13 protein-coding genes and 2 tRNA genes are annotated in these 16,223 nt (G+C 68.8%); 6 read left to right on the forward strand and 9 right to left on the reverse strand.

The window, feature by feature from the left end:
- Window positions 1–68 precede the first annotated feature (68 nt).
- From clpX to FOH10_RS23010, 5 genes are all read right to left on the reverse strand, one after another.
- Window positions 69–1,352: an ATP-dependent Clp protease ATP-binding subunit ClpX gene (clpX, locus tag FOH10_RS22990; protein WP_143984274.1), complete on the reverse strand. Its 1,284-nt coding sequence runs from the start codon at window positions 1,350–1,352 to the stop codon at window positions 69–71.
- A gap of 285 nt (window positions 1,353–1,637) precedes the next feature.
- Entirely contained in the window at window positions 1,638–2,315 is a 678-nt protein-coding gene (locus FOH10_RS22995) for an ATP-dependent Clp protease proteolytic subunit (RefSeq protein ID WP_029927069.1), read from the reverse strand.
- A 37-nt stretch (window positions 2,316–2,352) separates the two neighbouring features.
- Complete coding sequence (locus FOH10_RS23000; RefSeq protein ID WP_029927067.1) at window positions 2,353–2,934, reverse strand: ATP-dependent Clp protease proteolytic subunit; 582 nt, start codon at window positions 2,932–2,934, stop codon at window positions 2,353–2,355.
- 188 nt (window positions 2,935–3,122) lie between these two features.
- The gene (gene tig, locus FOH10_RS23005; RefSeq protein ID WP_143982277.1) at window positions 3,123–4,517 is read right to left on the reverse strand and encodes a trigger factor; all 1,395 of its coding nucleotides are present in this window, start codon (window positions 4,515–4,517) and stop codon (window positions 3,123–3,125) included.
- Window positions 4,518–4,649: 132 nt separating this feature from the next.
- On the reverse strand, window positions 4,650–5,216 hold the full coding sequence (locus FOH10_RS23010; RefSeq protein WP_143982278.1) for an FKBP-type peptidyl-prolyl cis-trans isomerase: 567 nt from the start codon (window positions 5,214–5,216) through the stop codon (window positions 4,650–4,652).
- A 166-nt stretch (window positions 5,217–5,382) separates the two neighbouring features.
- Between FOH10_RS23010 and FOH10_RS23015 the strand changes: the two genes are divergently transcribed.
- Together FOH10_RS23015 and FOH10_RS23020 are read left to right on the forward strand one after the other, a co-directional pair.
- Window positions 5,383–6,894, forward strand: a complete 1,512-nt coding sequence (locus tag FOH10_RS23015; RefSeq protein ID WP_143982279.1) for a 3' terminal RNA ribose 2'-O-methyltransferase Hen1 — start codon at window positions 5,383–5,385, stop codon at window positions 6,892–6,894.
- A complete protein-coding gene (locus FOH10_RS23020; RefSeq protein WP_143982280.1) occupies window positions 6,891–9,665 on the forward strand; it encodes a polynucleotide kinase-phosphatase in 2,775 nt (924 codons plus the stop codon). The genes FOH10_RS23015 and FOH10_RS23020 overlap by 4 nt, the downstream gene beginning before the upstream one ends.
- Window positions 9,666–9,725: 60 nt before the next feature.
- Here the strand turns inward: FOH10_RS23020 and FOH10_RS23025 are convergent, their stop codons facing one another.
- Window positions 9,726–10,199 carry an NUDIX hydrolase gene (locus tag FOH10_RS23025; RefSeq protein WP_143982281.1) on the reverse strand — a complete coding sequence of 158 codons (474 nt, stop codon included), beginning with the start codon at window positions 10,197–10,199 and terminating at the stop codon, window positions 9,726–9,728.
- Between the two features lie 155 nt (window positions 10,200–10,354).
- On the opposite strand from FOH10_RS23025, the gene FOH10_RS23030 reads away from it, so the two are divergent.
- Window positions 10,355–11,134 carry a DUF8020 domain-containing protein gene (locus FOH10_RS23030; protein WP_143982282.1) on the forward strand — a complete coding sequence of 260 codons (780 nt, stop codon included), beginning with the start codon at window positions 10,355–10,357 and terminating at the stop codon, window positions 11,132–11,134.
- 441 nt (window positions 11,135–11,575) lie between these two features.
- Here the strand turns inward: FOH10_RS23030 and FOH10_RS23035 are convergent.
- Together FOH10_RS23035 and FOH10_RS23040 are read right to left on the reverse strand one after the other, a co-directional pair.
- A tRNA-Pro gene (locus FOH10_RS23035) sits at window positions 11,576–11,652 on the reverse strand.
- Window positions 11,653–11,709: 57 nt separating this feature from the next.
- Window positions 11,710–11,780, reverse strand: a tRNA-Gly gene (locus tag FOH10_RS23040).
- A gap of 511 nt (window positions 11,781–12,291) precedes the next feature.
- On the opposite strand from FOH10_RS23040, the gene FOH10_RS23045 reads away from it, so the two are divergent.
- Both FOH10_RS23045 and FOH10_RS23050 read left to right on the forward strand, forming a co-directional pair.
- Window positions 12,292–13,299, forward strand: a complete 1,008-nt coding sequence (locus tag FOH10_RS23045) for a GGDEF domain-containing protein (protein ID WP_029927052.1) — start codon at window positions 12,292–12,294, stop codon at window positions 13,297–13,299.
- A 60-nt stretch (window positions 13,300–13,359) separates the two neighbouring features.
- Entirely contained in the window at window positions 13,360–14,196 is an 837-nt protein-coding gene (locus FOH10_RS23050) for a DUF1542 domain-containing protein (RefSeq protein WP_143982283.1), read from the forward strand.
- 24 nt (window positions 14,197–14,220) lie between these two features.
- On the opposite strand, the gene FOH10_RS23055 is transcribed toward FOH10_RS23050, so the two are convergent.
- A complete protein-coding gene (locus FOH10_RS23055) occupies window positions 14,221–14,826 on the reverse strand; it encodes a TetR/AcrR family transcriptional regulator (protein WP_143982284.1) in 606 nt (201 codons plus the stop codon).
- A 62-nt stretch (window positions 14,827–14,888) separates the two neighbouring features.
- On the opposite strand from FOH10_RS23055, the gene FOH10_RS23060 reads away from it, so the two are divergent.
- Window positions 14,889–16,220, forward strand: coding sequence for an amidohydrolase family protein (locus FOH10_RS23060; protein ID WP_143982285.1), 1,332 nt, complete (start codon window positions 14,889–14,891; stop codon window positions 16,218–16,220).
- The last annotated feature ends 3 nt before the right edge of the window (window positions 16,221–16,223 follow it).

The raw sequence follows: 16,223 nt of genomic DNA on the forward strand, positions 1-16,223 counted from the left end.
ACGGTGGCCCCGCGACGATCGCGGGGCCACCGGTGGTTGTCGGGGATCCGGGGAGGAACCGAGGCGTCCTACGCCGACTTCTCGCGGCGCTCCGGACCCTGCTGGCGCTTGCGCGGCACGATGGTCGGCAGCACATTGTCGTTGACGGTGTCGGCGGTGACGACGACCTTGGCCACGTCATCGCGGCTGGGGATGTCGTACATGGTCGGCAGGAGGACTTCCTCCATGATGGCGCGCAGGCCACGGGCGCCGGTACCGCGCAGAATCGCCTGGTCGGCAACGGCTTCCAGGGCGTCCTGGGTGAATTCCAGGTCCACGCCGTCCATTTCGAACAGCCGCACGTACTGCTTGACGAGCGCGTTCTTCGGCTCCGCCAGAATCCGGACCAGCGATTCCTTGTCCAGGTTGGTGACCGACGCGACCACGGGCAGACGGCCGATGAATTCCGGGATGAGACCGAACTTGATCAGATCCTCCGGCATCACCTCGGCGAAGTGATCGGTGGTATCGACCTCGGCCTTGGAGCGCACCTCGGCACCGAATCCGATACCACGCTTGCCGATTCGATCCTGAACGATCTTCTCCAGCCCCGCGAACGCACCCGCCACGATGAACAGCACATTGGTGGTGTCGATCTGGATGAATTCCTGATGCGGATGCTTGCGCCCGCCCTGCGGCGGTACCGACGCCTGCGTGCCCTCGAGAATCTTCAGCAGCGCCTGCTGCACACCCTCGCCCGACACGTCGCGGGTGATGGAGGGGTTCTCCGACTTGCGGGCGATCTTGTCGACCTCGTCGATGTAGATGATGCCCGTCTCGGCGCGCTTCACGTCGTAGTCGGCGGCCTGGATGAGCTTCAGCAGGATGTTCTCGACATCCTCGCCGACGTATCCGGCCTCGGTGAGCGCGGTGGCGTCGGCGATGGCGAACGGCACGTTCAGCATCTTGGCCAGCGTCTGCGCCAGATAGGTCTTGCCGCAGCCGGTCGGGCCCAGCATGAGGATGTTCGACTTGGCCAACTCGACCGGTTCACCCCGGGGGTCGCGGCCCTTGTCGCCCGCCTGGATCCGCTTGTAGTGGTTGTACACGGCCACGGCGAGATTGCGCTTGGCGGAATCCTGCCCGATCACGTACTGCTCGAGGAAGTCCCGGATCTCCGTGGGCTTCGGGAGCTCGTCGAGTTTGACCTCGCTCGATTCGGCGAGTTCCTCCTCGATGATCTCATTGCACAGATCGATGCACTCGTCGCAGATGTACACCCCCGGTCCCGCAATGAGCTTCTTGACCTGCTTCTGGCTCTTCCCACAGAACGAGCACTTGAGCAGATCGCCGCCATCACCGATGCGCGCCATCTCCTGGGTCCCTACTTCCTTGTCCGCGTGCAACCGTCTGTCTCGGCTGCCGGAGCCTGCCACCTATCCAGCGTATGCCCTCACCCCGGAGCGGCAATTCGCTTACCGCCTTCAGATGTGAGCGGTTCGGCAGAGCCGACAACCACGAGCAAAGGTCCCTAGAGTGACCGTACCCGCTATTCGCGACCGAGGTCGATAACTTGAGCACGTTTCTCACCGGACATGTGCGTGGACTCACCCCTGCCGGGTGGCGGAGCCGCACCCGCTCCGCCACCGCAGAAACGTCTACCGCTGCGCGCTGAGCTTGCGGTATTCGAACACCGTGTCGACGATTCCGTAGTCCTTCGCCTCGTCGGCGGTGAGGATCTTGTCGCGGTCGGTGTCGCGGCGGATGATCTCGGCCTCCTTGCCCGTGTGGCGGGCGAGGATGGTGTCCAGCAGCGAGCGCGTGCGCTCGATCTCCGCGGCCTGGATCTCCAGGTCGGAGACCTGACCCTGGAAGCCGCCCTGGGTGTAGGGCTGGTGGATGAGCACGCGCGCGTTGGGCAGCGCGGCACGCTTGCCGGGCGCGCCCGCGGCCAGCAGCACCGCCGCCGCCGAGGCCGCCTGGCCCAGGCACACGGTGGCCACATCGGCACGCACGTACTGCATGGTGTCGTAGATGGCCATCAGCGACACCGGCGAGCCGCCGGGCGAGTTGATGTACATGGTGATGTCGCGGTCGGGATCCAGCGACTCCAGCACCAGCAGCTGCGCCATGATGTCGTTGGCCGACGTGTCGTCGATGGGCGCGCCGAGGAAGATGATGCGCTCCTCGAACAGCTTGGTGTACGGGTTGGTCTCCTTGACGCCGAAGCTGGTCTGCTCGGTGTAGGACGGCAGGATGTAGCGGGCCTGCGGCAGGCTGGAGCCCGCGGCGGCGAAAGTGATGCCCGCGGCCCGCGGATCGAACATGTTCGACATAGATGTCTCCAAGAGGTCTGAGTGGGTGGGCTGCGGACTAGTTGCCGTTCGCCTGACGCGAGTGGGTGATCACGTGATCGATGAAGCCGTAGTCGAGCGCCTCGTTCGGCGTGAACCAGCGGTCGCGGTCGGCGTCGGCGGTGACCTGCTCCACCGACTTACCGGTGTGCTGCGCCTGCAACTCGTTCAATTCGCGCTTGGTGTAGGCGAACTGCTCGGCCTGAATGGCGATATCGGCCGCGGAACCGCCGATACCGGCCGACGGCTGGTGCATCATGATCCGCGAGTGCGGCAGTGCGTAGCGCTTGCCCTTGGTGCCCGCGGCCAGCAGGAACTGGCCCATGGAGGCGGCCAGACCCATGGCGACCGTACGGATGTCGCACTCCGCGAACTGCATGGTGTCGTAGATCGCCATACCCGCGGTCACCGAGCCACCCGGCGAGTTGATGTACAGCGAGATGTCCCGGGTCGGGTCTTCCGCCGACAGCAGGAGGATCTGGGCGCAGAGCTTGTTGGCGATGTCGTCGTCGACCTGGCTGCCCAGGAAGATGATGCGCTCACGCAGCAACCGCTCGTACACCGAATCACTGAGGTTGAGACCCGCAGTCGGCGACGTCATCTGCACCCCTGCCTGATTGATTGTCACGGATACCTGCCCTCTCTCACCGGCCTGGTCCCACCAAGCCCTACTGATTCGCTGACACAAACCCTAACGAAGCAGGGCGGCACCGAACTCCCGGTACCGCCCTGCTTCGCTCACAGCGCAAAACCTACACGCGCCGTAGTGCCGTATTTACCCGGCCTCGTCTACTTGGCCTCGGCCTCGGCGGCGTCGGCCACCTCGGCGAGTTCCTGGGCGGAGACTTCCTCGGCCTCTTCGGCCGGAGCGCCGAACATCTCGGCGGTGTCCACGGTGTTGCCCGCGGTGTCGGTGACGGTCGCGGCGGTGACCACACCGGCCAGGGCCTTGCCCCGGCGCACGTCGGCGAAGATCGCGCCGAGCTGGCCCGCCTGCTGCACCTGCTGGATGAACTGGTCGGGCGACATGCCGTAGCGCTGCGCCTGGAAGATGATCCGCTCGGTCAGCTCGTCCTGGCCGACCTGGGTGTTCTCCTGCTCGGCGACGACATCGAGCACCAGCTGGGTCTTGACCGACTTCTCGGCCGCCTCCTTGGTGTCCTTGTCGAACTCCTCGCGGGAGGAGCCCTGCGCCTCCAGCGCCTCGGCCAGCTTGGCCTCGTCGTGGTCGAAGCCGTGCACGGCGTCGTGCAGCACGGCGTCGATCTCGGCCTGGACGACCTTCTCCGGCAGCGGCACCTCGGTGGCCGCCAGCAGGGCGTCGAGCACCTTGTCGCGGATCTCGCCCGCCTGCTGCACCTTCTTGGACTGCTCGACGCGCTTGACCAGATCGGCCTTCAGCTCGTCGATAGTGTCGAATTCGCTTGCCATCTGGGCGAACTCGTCGTCGGCGGCGGGCAGCTCGCGCTCCTTGACCGAGTTCACCTTGACGGTGATGACGGCGTCCTTGCCCGCGTGCTCACCGGCGACCAGCTTGGAGGTGAACTCCTTGGACTCCTCCGCCTTCAGGCCGATCAGGGTCTCGTCCAGGCCCTCGATCAGCTGGCCGGAGCCGACCTCGTGCGACAGGCCGGTGGTCGAGGCCTCCTCGACCTCCTCGCCGTCGACGGTGGCGGACAGGTCGATGGAGACGAAGTCGCCGTTCTCGATGGCGCGCTCGACCGAGGTCAGGGTGCCGAAGCGCTGGCGCAGCGAGTCCAACTGCTTCTCCACGTCCTCGTCGGCGACCTCGATCGGGTCGACGGTGACCGACAGGCTCGCGAAGTCGGGCAGGGTGATCTCGGGACGCACGTCGACCTCGGCGGTGAACGCCAGCTCCTGGCCGTCCTCGATCTTGGTGATCTCGATCTCGGGCTGGCCGATGACCTTCACCTCGGAGGTCATGACGGCCTCGCTGTAGCGCTTGGGCAGCACGTCGTTGACGACCTGCTCCAGCACCGCGCCGCGGCCGAGACGGGCCTCGAGGAGCTTGGCCGGGGCCTTACCCGGACGGAAGCCGGGGATGCGGACCTGCGACGCCAGCGCCTTGTACGCCTTGTCGAAGTCCGGCTTCAGCTCCTCGAAGGGCACCTCGACATTGATCCGGACCCGGGTCGGGCTCAGCTGCTCGACGGTGCTCTTCACGGACATGCTCCTTGTTCGTTGGTTCGTTCGTTCGTATTGACGGCTCGGTCCCCCCCGTAGGCATCCCGACCAGGGTAGTCGACGGGGGTTCGAGCGGTGCAATCGGCTGCGTAGGGGCCGCGACGGCGTTCGCTAGCCCACTTTCACGGCATCGGTCACGAAGACCAGGGTCTCGTTCGGCTTCATGCCGCCGCGACTGCTGGAGCCGTAGCCCAGATCCGGCGGGACGATCAGCAGGCGGCGGCTGCCCTCGGTGACGCCCTCCAGGCCGGTGTCCCAGCCCTCGATGACCATGCCCTGCCCCAGGGTCAGCGGGAAGGTCTCACCGCGGTCGAAGGAACTGTCCAGCTTCTTCTTGTCCGACCAGGTGACGAGCGTGTAGTTCATGGTCAGCTGATCGCCCGCCTTGGCGGCCGGGCCGTCGCCGACCACCAGATCCTTCACGACGAGCTGTGTCGGCGGATCGCAGTCGTCCGGAATGGTGATCTCGGGAGCCTCGCCGAACCCGCCGGTGACGCCGATGTCCTCGGCGGTGCATTCGCGACCCTTGGACGCGGTGGTCTGCGGCAGCGCCGCGACGCTGGTGGACTCGGTGGTCGTCGAGTCGGCGGACTTGCTCGTGTCCTCGCCACAGCCCGCCAACGCCAGCACGGCGCAGGCCGCCACGCCGATCGACCCGATCCTGCCCACCACGCGCATCCGCATCTCCTCGCTGCCTATCCGGCCACCCTGTGGGCGGCGATGTCCGCGCCGAAACTACACGAACGAGCTGAGCGGCCGCCGAAGTCGCCGCACCCGCCGCCGCCGAGACCGGCACGGGGTGAATTCGATTGCGGGTGACCTGCGGCTGGGAGACGATCGCCGGGTGCTGTTGACCATTACCTGTACGCGACCGGAGGGCGCCGCCTGGACGGCGGACGACCTGGGCTATCTGCTGCACAAGAACCCCGCCAAGGTGCAGGCGTTCGAGCAGTCGTACGGAATGGCGCACGTGCTCTACCCTGAGGCGACCGCCCAGCGCTGCACCGCGGCGCTGCTGCTGGAGGTGGATCCGGTTCGGCTGGTACGCGGAAAGCAGCGCGGCACACCGGAATTCAGCCTCGCCCAGTACGTGAACGACCGGCCGTACGCGGCCTCGTCCCTGCTGTCGGTGGCGATCGCCAAGGTGTTCGGCTCGGCCCTGCACGGCCGCTGCGCCCAGCGCCCCGAACTGCCGGACCTGATGCTGCCCCTGCGCATCGACCTGCCCGCGGTCCCCTGCAAGGGCGGTCCGGAGGCGGTCGAACGCGTCTTCGCACCCCTCGGCTGGACCGTCGCGGCGACACCGCTCCCCCTGGACCCGGCCTTCCCCGAGTGGGGCGAATCCCATTACCTGCGACTGGAACTCACCGGGGCCTTCCGCCTGGCGGACGCCCTCGCCCACCTCTACGTCCTGCTCCCCGTCCTGGACGGCAGCAAGCACTACTGGCTCGACACCACCGAGATCGACAAGCTGCTGCGCTTCGGCGCGGGCTGGCTCGCCGACCACCCGGAACGCGAATGGATCACCCGCCGCTACCTCTCCCGCCGCCACACCCTGGTCCGCGCCGCCCTGGCCCGGCTCGCCGAGGTGGACGACCTGGAACCGGAGGATCTCGGCGCGATCGAGGAGAACCTGGACGACACAACCGATTCCGAGAGCGCTGCCGCCGAACCCCGCACGGCGACGACGGGCGCGAGCCCGGCAGCGGCCGCGACCGCGCCCCGGCCACCGTCGCTCGCGGTCACCCGACGCGCCGCTGTCATCCGTGCACTGCACGAGGTCGGGGCGCAGCGGGTGCTCGATCTCGGCTGCGGTGAGGGCGCGCTGCTGCGGGAACTGGTGGCGGATCGGGCGTTCACCGAGATCGTGGGCGTGGATGTGGCCGTGCGGTCGCTGCATATCGCCAAGCGGCGGATGGCGCGGCTGCCGGAGTGGCAGGCGCGGCGGGTGAGTCTGCGCCAGGGCGCGCTGACCTACACCGACGCGTCGCTGCGCGGGCATGACGCGGCGGTGCTCATGGAGGTGATCGAGCATGTCGACGCCTCCCGGCTGCGCGCGCTCGAACATGCCGTATTCGGTTCCGCCGCACCGGGAGCCGTACTCGTCACCACCCCCAACGGCGAATACAACTCGCTCTACGAGGGCCTGCCCGCGGGCAAGTTCCGGCACGCCGACCACCGCTTCGAGTGGAGCCGCAGCGAATTCGCCGCCTGGGCGCACGACGTCGCCGAAACCTACGGCTATACGGTGCGTTTCGTTCCCATCGGCCCCGAGGACGACACCCTCGGCCCACCCACCCAGATGGCAGTGTTCACCCGACCCGCCACCGACGATTCGAAAGGAGTCGCGTCATGACCGAGCTGTCCATCCCGGAACTCGCGCTCGTCGTCCTCATCGGCAGTACCGGCTCCGGCAAATCCACCCTCGCGCGCAAGCACTTCCGCTCCACGGCCATCGTGTCCTCGGATGCCTGCCGCGGCATCGTCAGCGACGACGAGAACGATCAGTCCGCCACGCCCGACGCCTTCGCCCTGCTGCACCACATCGCCGGGGTGCGGCTGCGTCGCGGCCTGCGCACCGTGGTGGACGCGACCAATGTGCAGCCGCAGGCCCGCAAGGAACTGATCGAACTGGCCCGCGCCCACGACGTGCTGCCCGTGGCCATCGTGCTCGATGTCCCGGACGCGGTGTGCCTGGAACGCAATACGCAGCGCCCCGACCGCGCCCACCTGGGCAAGCACGTGGTGGTCCGCCAGCAGCGCGATCTGCGCCGCAGCCTGCGCCACCTGGAGCGCGAGGGCTTCCGCAAGGTGCACATCCTGCGCGGCGTCGCCGAGATCGACGCCGCGACCATCGTGAACGAGCGGCTGTGGAACGACCGGCGTGACCTCACCGGCCCGTTCGACGTGATCGGCGACGTGCACGGCTGCCGCTCCGAACTGGAGACCCTGCTCGGCACGCTCGGCTACCGGCTCGCCCGCGACGAGCGCGGCCGCCCGGTGGACGCGCGCCACCCCGACGGCCGCACCGCGGTGTTCGTCGGCGACCTGGTGGACCGCGGCCCGGACACCCCGGGCGTGCTGCGCCTGGTCATGGGCATGGTGGCCGCCGGAAACGCGCTGTGCGTCACCGGCAATCACGAATTCAAACTGGTGCGCGCCCTGGACGGCCGCAAGGTCAAGATCGCGCACGGCCTGGCCGAATCCCTGGAGCAGCTGGCGGCCGAGGACGATGCCTTCCGCAAGGCCGCGCACGAGTGGTGCCGGGGCCTGGTCAGTCACTACGTCCTCGACGACGGCAAGCTCGTCGTCGCCCACGCGGGTCTGAAGGAGGAGTACCAGGGCCGCGCCTCCGGCCGGGTGCGCTCGTTCGCCATGTACGGCGAAACCACCGGTGAGACCGACGAATACGGGCTGCCGGTGCGCTACCCGTGGGCGGACGACTATCGCGGCCGGGCCATGGTGCTGTACGGGCACACCCCCGTCACCCATTTGCGGTGGGTGAACAACACCCTGTGTCTGGATACCGGCGTGGTGTTCGGCGGCCAGCTCAGCGCCCTGCGCTATCCGGAGAAGGAGACCGTCTCCGTCGCGGCGGAACAGGTGTGGTTCGAGCCGGCCCGCCCGCTCCAGGATCCCGGTGGCGCGACCGAGGCGGTGCGCCGCGATCCGGGCGTTCTGGATCTCGACGATGTGCTCGGCCGCCGGGTGGTGCAGACGCGCTACCTGGACCGCGTCGGCGTGCAGGAGGATGCCGCCGCCGCGGCGCTGGAGGTGATGAGCCGCTTCGCCATCGATCCGCGCTGGCTGGTGTATCTGCCGCCGACCATGTCCCCGTGCGCCACCTCGGCCGTCGACGGTCATCTCGAGCACCCGGCGGAGGCGTTCGACTACTACCGCTCCGAGGGCGTGGACATCGTGGTGTGCGAGGAGAAGCACATGGGTTCGCGCGCCGTGGTCATGGTGGCACGCTCGGCCGACACCGCCCGGGACCGCTTCGGCATCGACGACGGCAGCACCGGCGCGGTGTACACCCGCACCGGCCGCCCGTTCTTCGACGCGCCGTCGGACACCGAGGCGCTGCTGGCCCGCGTCCGCGCGGCGGCCGAAAAATCCGGCTTGTTCGAGGAATTGGCGTCCGACTGGCTGCTGTTCGATACCGAACTGCTGCCCTGGTCGACCAAGGCACTGGGCCTGCTGCGCTCCCAGTACGCGGCAGTGGGCGCGGCGGCGCGGGCATCGCTGGGAGCCGCCGAATCGGTACTCGCCGCGGCGGTGGCGCGCGGTCTCGAGGTGGGCGACCTGGCCGCCCGCACCGTCGACCGGCGCACCGACGCGGAGGCGTTCACCGCCGCCTACGGCCGCTACTGCTGGGCCACCGACGGCCTCGCCGGAGTCCGCCTGGCCCCGTTCCAGCTGCTGGCCGCCGAGGGTGCGAATCACGCACTGCGCGACCACACCTGGCACCTGGAGCGCATCGACCGCCTCATCACTGCCGACCCGGAACTGTTCACACCCACCCGCCGGATGATCGTGAATCTCGTCCCCGCGGGCACGGCGACCGAGGCGACCGCGGCCGCCACCGATACAGCAACGACAGCCACCGGTCCGGTCGTAGCCGCCACCAACTCCACCCCAGCGGTTACCGGTCCGGCCACGGCTGCCGACGGCTCGCCCGCTGGTTTCACCCGTCCTGTGACAGCGGCCACCGACTCGGCCGTTGCGGGTATCGCAGCCGCTGCGTGCCCGGTCGGCAGCGAGGCGGCCGCGACCGCCTGGTGGACCGAGCTCACCGCAGCGGGCGGCGAGGGCATGGTGGTCAAGCCTCTTGGCTCCTTCGTGACCGGCACCGGCACCCGGAGCAACCGTCCGGTCCAACCGGGCGTGAAATGCCGCGGCCCGGAGTACCTCCGCATCATCTACGGCCCGGAATACCTCCGCCCGGAGAACCTGAAGCGCCTGCGCCAGCGCGCCCTCGGCGGCAAACGCTCCCTGGCCCTGCGCGAATACGCCCTCGGCCTGGAGTCCCTGGACCGCTTCGTCACCGGGGAGCCGCTGTGGCGCGTCCACGAGGCGGTCTTCGCGGTCCTCGCCCTGGAGACCGAGCCGATCGACCCCCGGCTGTGACCGTCCGCCGGGCGCTCAGTCGCCCGGCGGCGTCAGCCCGAACGACCGCTTCACCATCGGCTACTGAACCGCCAGTTCGGTGAGCCGATCGAGGAAGGCGCGCTGGGCAGCGATCAGGCGGTCGCGGGCCGCCTCGGGCGGGAACCAGGCGGCGCGGTCCACCTCCGGGAAGGAGGCGAGGCGGCCGGAGCGGGGCGGCCATTCCATCTCGAAGGTGCCCGGGATGATCAGGGCGGGGTCGAGATCGCCCTCGATCGCCCAGGCGCTCACCTGTTTGCGGGCGCGGCCGCTGCCGTAGGCCACCTCGCCGAGCGCGATCCATTCGCCGTCGGGCACGGGTAGCCCGAGTTCCTCGGTGAATTCGCGGCGGGCGGCCGCGGCGGCGTCCTCGGTCTCCGGGTCGTACTCACCCTTGGGGATGGACCAGGCGGCGGTGTCCTTGCGGGACCAGAAGGGACCGCCCATATGGGCGATGAGCACCTCGAACTCGGGGGTGCGGCGGAACAACAGGACGCCTGCGCTGTACCTGGTCATGCGGGCAGTGTGCCAGGAGCCGGGGACAATCCCGAGGGGCGGGACGGGAGCTTCACGACAAATTGGGCGGGTCGGTATGAAACGGCCTGACCTGCGACAGGTTCCACTAGGCTGCCATGCGTTCGCTCGCAGACACCTGATGATTGGAATACCGCATGGAGTTCCGCAGCACCACCGCGGCAGCCACCTTGGTGATCGGCGCACTCACCCTCGGAGCGGCGCCGGCACACGCCCAGCAGCCCGAGACGCCGAATCTCGCGTACTCGACCACACTGGTCGACAAGACGGTCGTCACCGTTCTCCGAGGTGGCACCTTCGAACTGTCCAAGGGAACCAGGCTCGAGGACGGCGGTGTGGAACGCCTGACGGAGCGCGACGGCACCCTGGTCCGCGCCGACGGTTCCGCCGCCGATCCCGCCCGCACGGTCGACATCGTCGACGTCAAGGACGCCACCGGCGCCGTGGCGGTCGCGCTGCCGCTCGACTTCCGCTTCGGCGAGGTCTCGGTCCCCGTGCGGCCCGCCCTGGACGAGGACGACACGGTGCTGCGACTCACCCCGGAAAAGCCTGCCGGACTGGATATCTCGCAACCCCTTGCGGTGAAACCCGTTGCCTCCGAGGTGGAGAACCAGCGCGCCCTCAACAACCTGGCCACCCACTTCGGCCTGGCGACCGCCATCGGCGGCTTCGTCGGCACCGCCATCGGCGCGACAATCGGCTGTGTCGCAACACTGGTGGCGGGCTGCATCGGCGGACTCGCCACCGGCGCCAGCGTGGGCGGCATCATCGGCACCATCGTCGCGGGCGGCCCCGCCCTCATCGCCACCGGCATCGAATACCTCACCACCGTCCAGGCCCCCGACGGCACCACCAGGTGGGCCGACAAGCCCAAGCCCCAACCCGCCGCCCCCGCCCAGGCCGAACCGGCGAAGTAGGCCGGACACCCCGGCAGCCGTACCCACCGCAAGGCCCGTTCGCCCCGCGACGCCGTTCGCGCTGTCGCGGAACACCTTTCGCGAACACCGATCCACCGAGCCCACCCGCGCCCGTCGGCGGGTGGGCTTCGCCGTGCCGCAACCCGCCGGGCGGCGCCCCGACACCACGCGAACTGCGTTGCACCCCAACCCCCGAACGCCATCGAGCAACCGAGTGGCGAATTCCAGATGAACGATGCATTGAATGACTGGGCCTGACGATTTCTCAATGCGAGAGTCGGGTACGGGGACAGTGGGTGGCGGCACATGAGGGGGCCGCCACTCGCCCCACCCCCGGACTCTTGGATACCGATCGCTCGTCGACGCAGCGTGCCTACGGACCGGCAGCACGCGCGGAATCAGGCATCGATCGCAGTGAATCGCTCGCGGCGATGTGATGTGTGGTCGGGGTGACAGGATTTGAACCTGCGACCCTCCGCTCCCAAAGCGGATGCGCTACCAAGCTGCGCTACACCCCGTTATCGCCCGGCGGATCCGCCGGGCCTACCCCACCGAACGGGAGAAACCCCGGTCAGAGCGGGTGACGGGAATCGAACCCGCACCATCAGCTTGGAAGGCTGAGGTTCTACCATTGAACTACACCCGCACGGCGCGACGACTCGGTGCGAGCACCGTTTGTCGTGTGCGGAAGAGACTGTACCGAACCTCACTCCGGAAATGCCAATCAGGCTCGTCATCGGCCTGTCCGGTGGGCGTGGCGGGGCGGGGGCTCGTGATCGGCACCAACGGGACCTGCGGTTCGTTGTGAGCTCTCCGGAGAGTTCGCGCCGCCCCTCGGCGCGTCGCGGAAGACACGCGAAAATCGGATGTAACACGGCGGTGTCGTTCACCGATCACCCAACCGTTCGCCATTCGCGAGGTATCGCGAACCCGTTCTAGAACTTGGGTTTTCGATGCCGAGTGGCTTGCTAGGATCCTTTTTGTCCGGACGGGGGTATCTGGAAAGGGGGCGGTGAGCATGCGCCGAGTGTGGTGTGACCGACCGCGTAGCAGTGAGCACGAACCGAGTGAGCACGAACCGAAGGGTGTGACCGGCCGGAGGGCCCGGAGCGACAGCCTCGGCCTGGATCCCGACCGCGTCGGCGCGGAGTGAGCGCATGCCCATCCGACTCGACGCACGGACCGCCACGATGATCGCGGCAACCACCAGGGAATGGGTACGGACGGTATACGCGGGGGGCAATGGAACCGGTGCCGTTCCGGCCATGCCGCCGGAGGAGTTGGAGGCCGTCTTCGCCGACGTCATCGACGACCTCATGGAATTGGCCGCGTCCGAGCCGTTCCCGGTACTGGCCGCACGCACCATCGGCCGCCGCCTGGCCGCGCCGCCGCTGGAGAGCACGCGCATGCTCGCGCCCGCCAGCCGCGCCCTGCTCGGGCTCGCGCCCGGCGAATCCGGATCGCTGCTCGCCACCCGCTGGATGTTCGTCGCCAGCCAGGCCATCGACAGTTACGCCGAGGAGCTGCAACAGCGCGCCCTCGCGCAGCAGGAACGCAACCTCACCGAGGCGGTGTCGGTGCGGGTTCAGGAGATCGCCGCGCTCCAGCACCGGTTGCGGCACGAGGCCACCCACGACGCCCTGACCGATCTGGCGAACCGGTCACTGTTGCAGGAGCGGGTGCGGTTGATGGCGGCGGACCCGGCACGAGGGGTGGGGCTGCTGCTCATCGACCTGGACGACTTCAAGCAGATCAACGACAACTACGGCCATGCGGTGGGCGACGAGGTGCTGGTGGCCATCGCGGAGCGGCTGCGCGCGACCTGTCCGCCGGAGGCGGTGATCTGCCGGTACGGCGGCGACGAGTTCGTGCTGGCCGTGCCGTCGCGCCGCAATACGCTCGGCGAGCTGGCCATGCGGGTGCTGGCCGCGCTGTGCGAACCCGTGGCCTCGATCACCGGGTCGGTGCCGGTCTCGGCGAGCGTCGGCACCGCGTTCTGCCCGCCGGATCGCGACTGCGACTTCTCCGATCTGCTACGCAGCGCCGACCGCGCCATGTACTCGGCCAAGACCGCGGGTAAGCGGCAGTTCGCGGTGTCGGAGTTGGACGCGGAGGAGCCCGAGCCGGGGGGAAACCGCGCGGGCTACGCCGCCGTGGCCGGGTGAGCGAGCCTCCACAGACGAGCAGCAAATAGCAGGCAACTGCTGCCGCGTACGCTGGAAGACGTGGCTACGGTGCTGATTCTGCTGATCGCGATGGTCATCGTCCTGGGTGTGGTGATGGTCGTCGCGCAACGGTCCCGGACCACCACCCGGCTGGCCGATGCGAAGGCCGACGCCCGCCGCGTCATCGACCGCCTCGGCGGACAGGTCTACAACCTCACCGGCACCGACGCGGCCGCGAAACAGGCACTGGCCGATGCCGGGGAGCGTTTCAACGCGGCGGGTGCGCAGATCGAGCAGGCGCGGACGCCCGCCCAGGCGCGACTCGCCAAGGAGACCGCGCTGGAGGGGCTGTACTACGTGCGCGCCGCCCGCACCGCCATGGGACTCGATCCGGGACCGGCGATTCCGGAGCTGGACGGCCAGCGCACGGCGGGCAAGGTCAGCGAGGACCGCGTGGTCGAACTCGACGGCCGCCGCATCGAGGCTTCCCCGACACCGTCGCCGCGCACCCCGAACTACTACCCGGGCGGACGCGTCGCCGGGCGACCCGTGCCCACGGGCTGGTACTCCGAACCCTGGTGGAAGACAGCACTTGTCGCGGGTGCGTGGGGTGTCGGTTCGGTGCTGCTGTTCGACGCGCTCTTCAGCGGCATGTCGGGGGTGGGCTACGACGCGACCGCCTTCGAGCACGGCTATGGCGACGGGTTCCAGGCGGGCTTGGAGACCGGAAGTCAGGGCGACGCCGGGTATTACGACGAGCCGGGTGGCTACGACGGCGGCTACGACTCCGGCGGCTACGACTCGGGCGGCTACAACGGCGGTTTCGGTTCCGGCGGATCCGATGGTGGATTCGATTCCGGCGGTTTCGATTCCGGGGGATTCGACGGCGGTTTCTGACCGACCCGCTCGCCGCGGCTGCCGCTACCGGCCCGCCGACTCGATCGGCCGCAGCAGCCGCGCGACGGTGGCGCGGACGAACGGCCGCGGATCCTCGGGATGCTCCGGATCGATATTCAGGAATGCCGCGTCGACGACCGACAGTATCCAGCGGGCGGTAGCGGCCGCGTCGAACCCCGGATCGAGCTGTCCCGCAACCATCCCCCGCTCCAGCAGCGTCGTCAGCACCTCGGCACTGCGCCGGGTGTCCTCGGCGACCACCCCGGCGAGTTCCTCGTCCTGATCCAACCGGCGCAGCAACTCCACCATCAGCCCCGGTGCCACCGGATCCAGCGCCTCCGCCGCCAGACCGTCGACCACATCGAGGATCGCCGCGAAACAGTCGGCGCGGTCGAGATGCCGACCGTACAGCTCGGCGTGCTCCGGCAGCGACTGCTCGAAGATCGACCGGAAGACCGCCGCCTTGTCCCGGAAGTAGTAGAAGACGGACCCCGAGGTGAGCCCGGCCGCGCGCGCGATCTGCGCGGCGGTGGTGCGCTCGTACCCCTGCGCCGCGAACAGTTCCGCTGCGGCCTGGGTGATGCGCGCCCGCCGTTCGGCTACACGATTCGGGTCGACAGTTCGGGCCATATCAGGCAACCTATCATTAACTAACTGAGCAGTTAAAGATATCGCGAGGAGGCTGGATTGCCATGGTGGCGTTGCGACGCGGACTCCGACGCTGGGTGCTCTATCCGCTGATCTTCCTGGTCGTCGCGCTCCTGGTGGCGGTGGTGGCGGGGTACGCGTTCTACCGGCTCACGCTGTACAAGGCCGGGCCGGCGCAGAGCGGGCGGCTCGCGCTGACCGGCGGCACGGTCCTGCTGGGGCCCGAACTGAACCCGGTGGCGAATGCCACGGTGATCATCGAGAACGGTGTGATCGTCGCGGTCGGACCGGATGTGGAGATACCGCCCGACGCCGAGCGCCGGGACGTGTCCGGCCGTACCGTCCTGCCCGGATTGATCGACTCCCATGTGCATCTGAGTTCACCGGAGCGGGAGCGTGGGGAGGAGATCGGTTTCTGGGATATGCCGGGCGTCGTGGCCGACTGGGTCCGCTACTACCCGGGCAAGCGGCAGGACTTCCTCCGCCACGGGGTCACCACCGTGCGCAGCATGGGTGACGAGAACGCCTGGGTGCACGACTTCCGTCGCAAGATCGCCCAGGGTGAACTGGAGGGTCCGCGACTGCTCATCGCGGGGCCGATGTTCACCACGCCGGGCGGCCATCCCATCGCGACCTTCGGTCTGGAGCGGAATTCGGACGCGGTCCGGGTGCCGAGCAGCCCCGAGGAGGCGCGCGAGATGGTGCGCGCCCTCGTCACCGGGGACGATCCGGTCGACCTGATCAAGGTCATCCAGGAACGCGGCAACCCGGAACGCAAAGTCCTGGAACCGATCCGACCCGACATCCTGGCCGCCATCATCGACGAGGCGCACCGACACCACACGAAGGTCTTCGCGCACTGGGGAACTCGCGAAGACCTCGCCGACCTGGTAGCCGCCGGCATCGACGGCCTCGACCACCTGGAACCGCGCGGCGTCCGCGACGGCTGGCCGGACGGCTACCCCGAAACCCTTGTCCAGCAGGGCATCACGCTGGCACCGACACTCGCGGTCACCGACCCGGGCTTCGACGAGGACACCAGGAGGGCCATCTACGAACGCCTGCGCGAGTTCCGCGACGCGGGCGGCCGCGTCATCGCGGGCAGCGACGCGGGCATGCCGGGCGTCCACGCCGGAGACGGCCTGCTGCGCGAGATCGAACTACTGGTGGCAGCGGGCCTGACCCCGCACGAGGCCATCACCGCGGCCACCGTCACGCCGGCCGCCGCCCTGCGCGCCGACACCATCGGCGTCATCGAACCGGGCCGCGCCGCCGACCTGCTCATCGTGCGCGGCGACCCGCTCAGCGACATCGGCGCACTGCGCGACGTCGACGCGGTACTGCGCGACGGCCGATCGGTGGTCGCGAACGACTAGCGC

The sequence above is a fragment of the Nocardia otitidiscaviarum genome (assembly GCF_007362295.1).
GTDB classification, from domain to species: Bacteria; Actinomycetota; Actinomycetes; order Mycobacteriales; family Mycobacteriaceae; genus Nocardia; species Nocardia otitidiscaviarum.

Bases quoted from the DNA above. Each gene is read 5' to 3' on its own strand.
- FOH10_RS22995 (WP_029927069.1), bottom strand. From the start codon at position 2,315: ATGTCGAACATGTTCGATCCGCGGGCCGCGGGCATCACTTTCGCCGCC.
- FOH10_RS23010 (WP_143982278.1), bottom strand. From the start codon at position 5,216: ATGCGCGTGGTGGGCAGGATCGGGTCGATCGGCGTGGCGGCCTGCGCC.
- FOH10_RS23025 (WP_143982281.1), bottom strand. From the start codon at position 10,199: ATGACCAGGTACAGCGCAGGCGTCCTGTTGTTCCGCCGCACCCCCGAG.
- clpX (WP_143984274.1), bottom strand. From the start codon at position 1,352: ATGGCGCGCATCGGTGATGGCGGCGATCTGCTCAAGTGCTCGTTCTGT.
- FOH10_RS23045 (WP_029927052.1), top strand. From the start codon at position 12,292: ATGCCCATCCGACTCGACGCACGGACCGCCACGATGATCGCGGCAACC.
- FOH10_RS23020 (WP_143982280.1), top strand. From the start codon at position 6,891: ATGACCGAGCTGTCCATCCCGGAACTCGCGCTCGTCGTCCTCATCGGC.
- FOH10_RS23060 (WP_143982285.1), top strand. From the start codon at position 14,889: ATGGTGGCGTTGCGACGCGGACTCCGACGCTGGGTGCTCTATCCGCTG.
- FOH10_RS23055 (WP_143982284.1), bottom strand. From the start codon at position 14,826: ATGGCCCGAACTGTCGACCCGAATCGTGTAGCCGAACGGCGGGCGCGC.
- FOH10_RS23030 (WP_143982282.1), top strand. From the start codon at position 10,355: ATGGAGTTCCGCAGCACCACCGCGGCAGCCACCTTGGTGATCGGCGCA.
- FOH10_RS23000 (WP_029927067.1), bottom strand. From the start codon at position 2,934: ATGACGTCGCCGACTGCGGGTCTCAACCTCAGTGATTCGGTGTACGAG.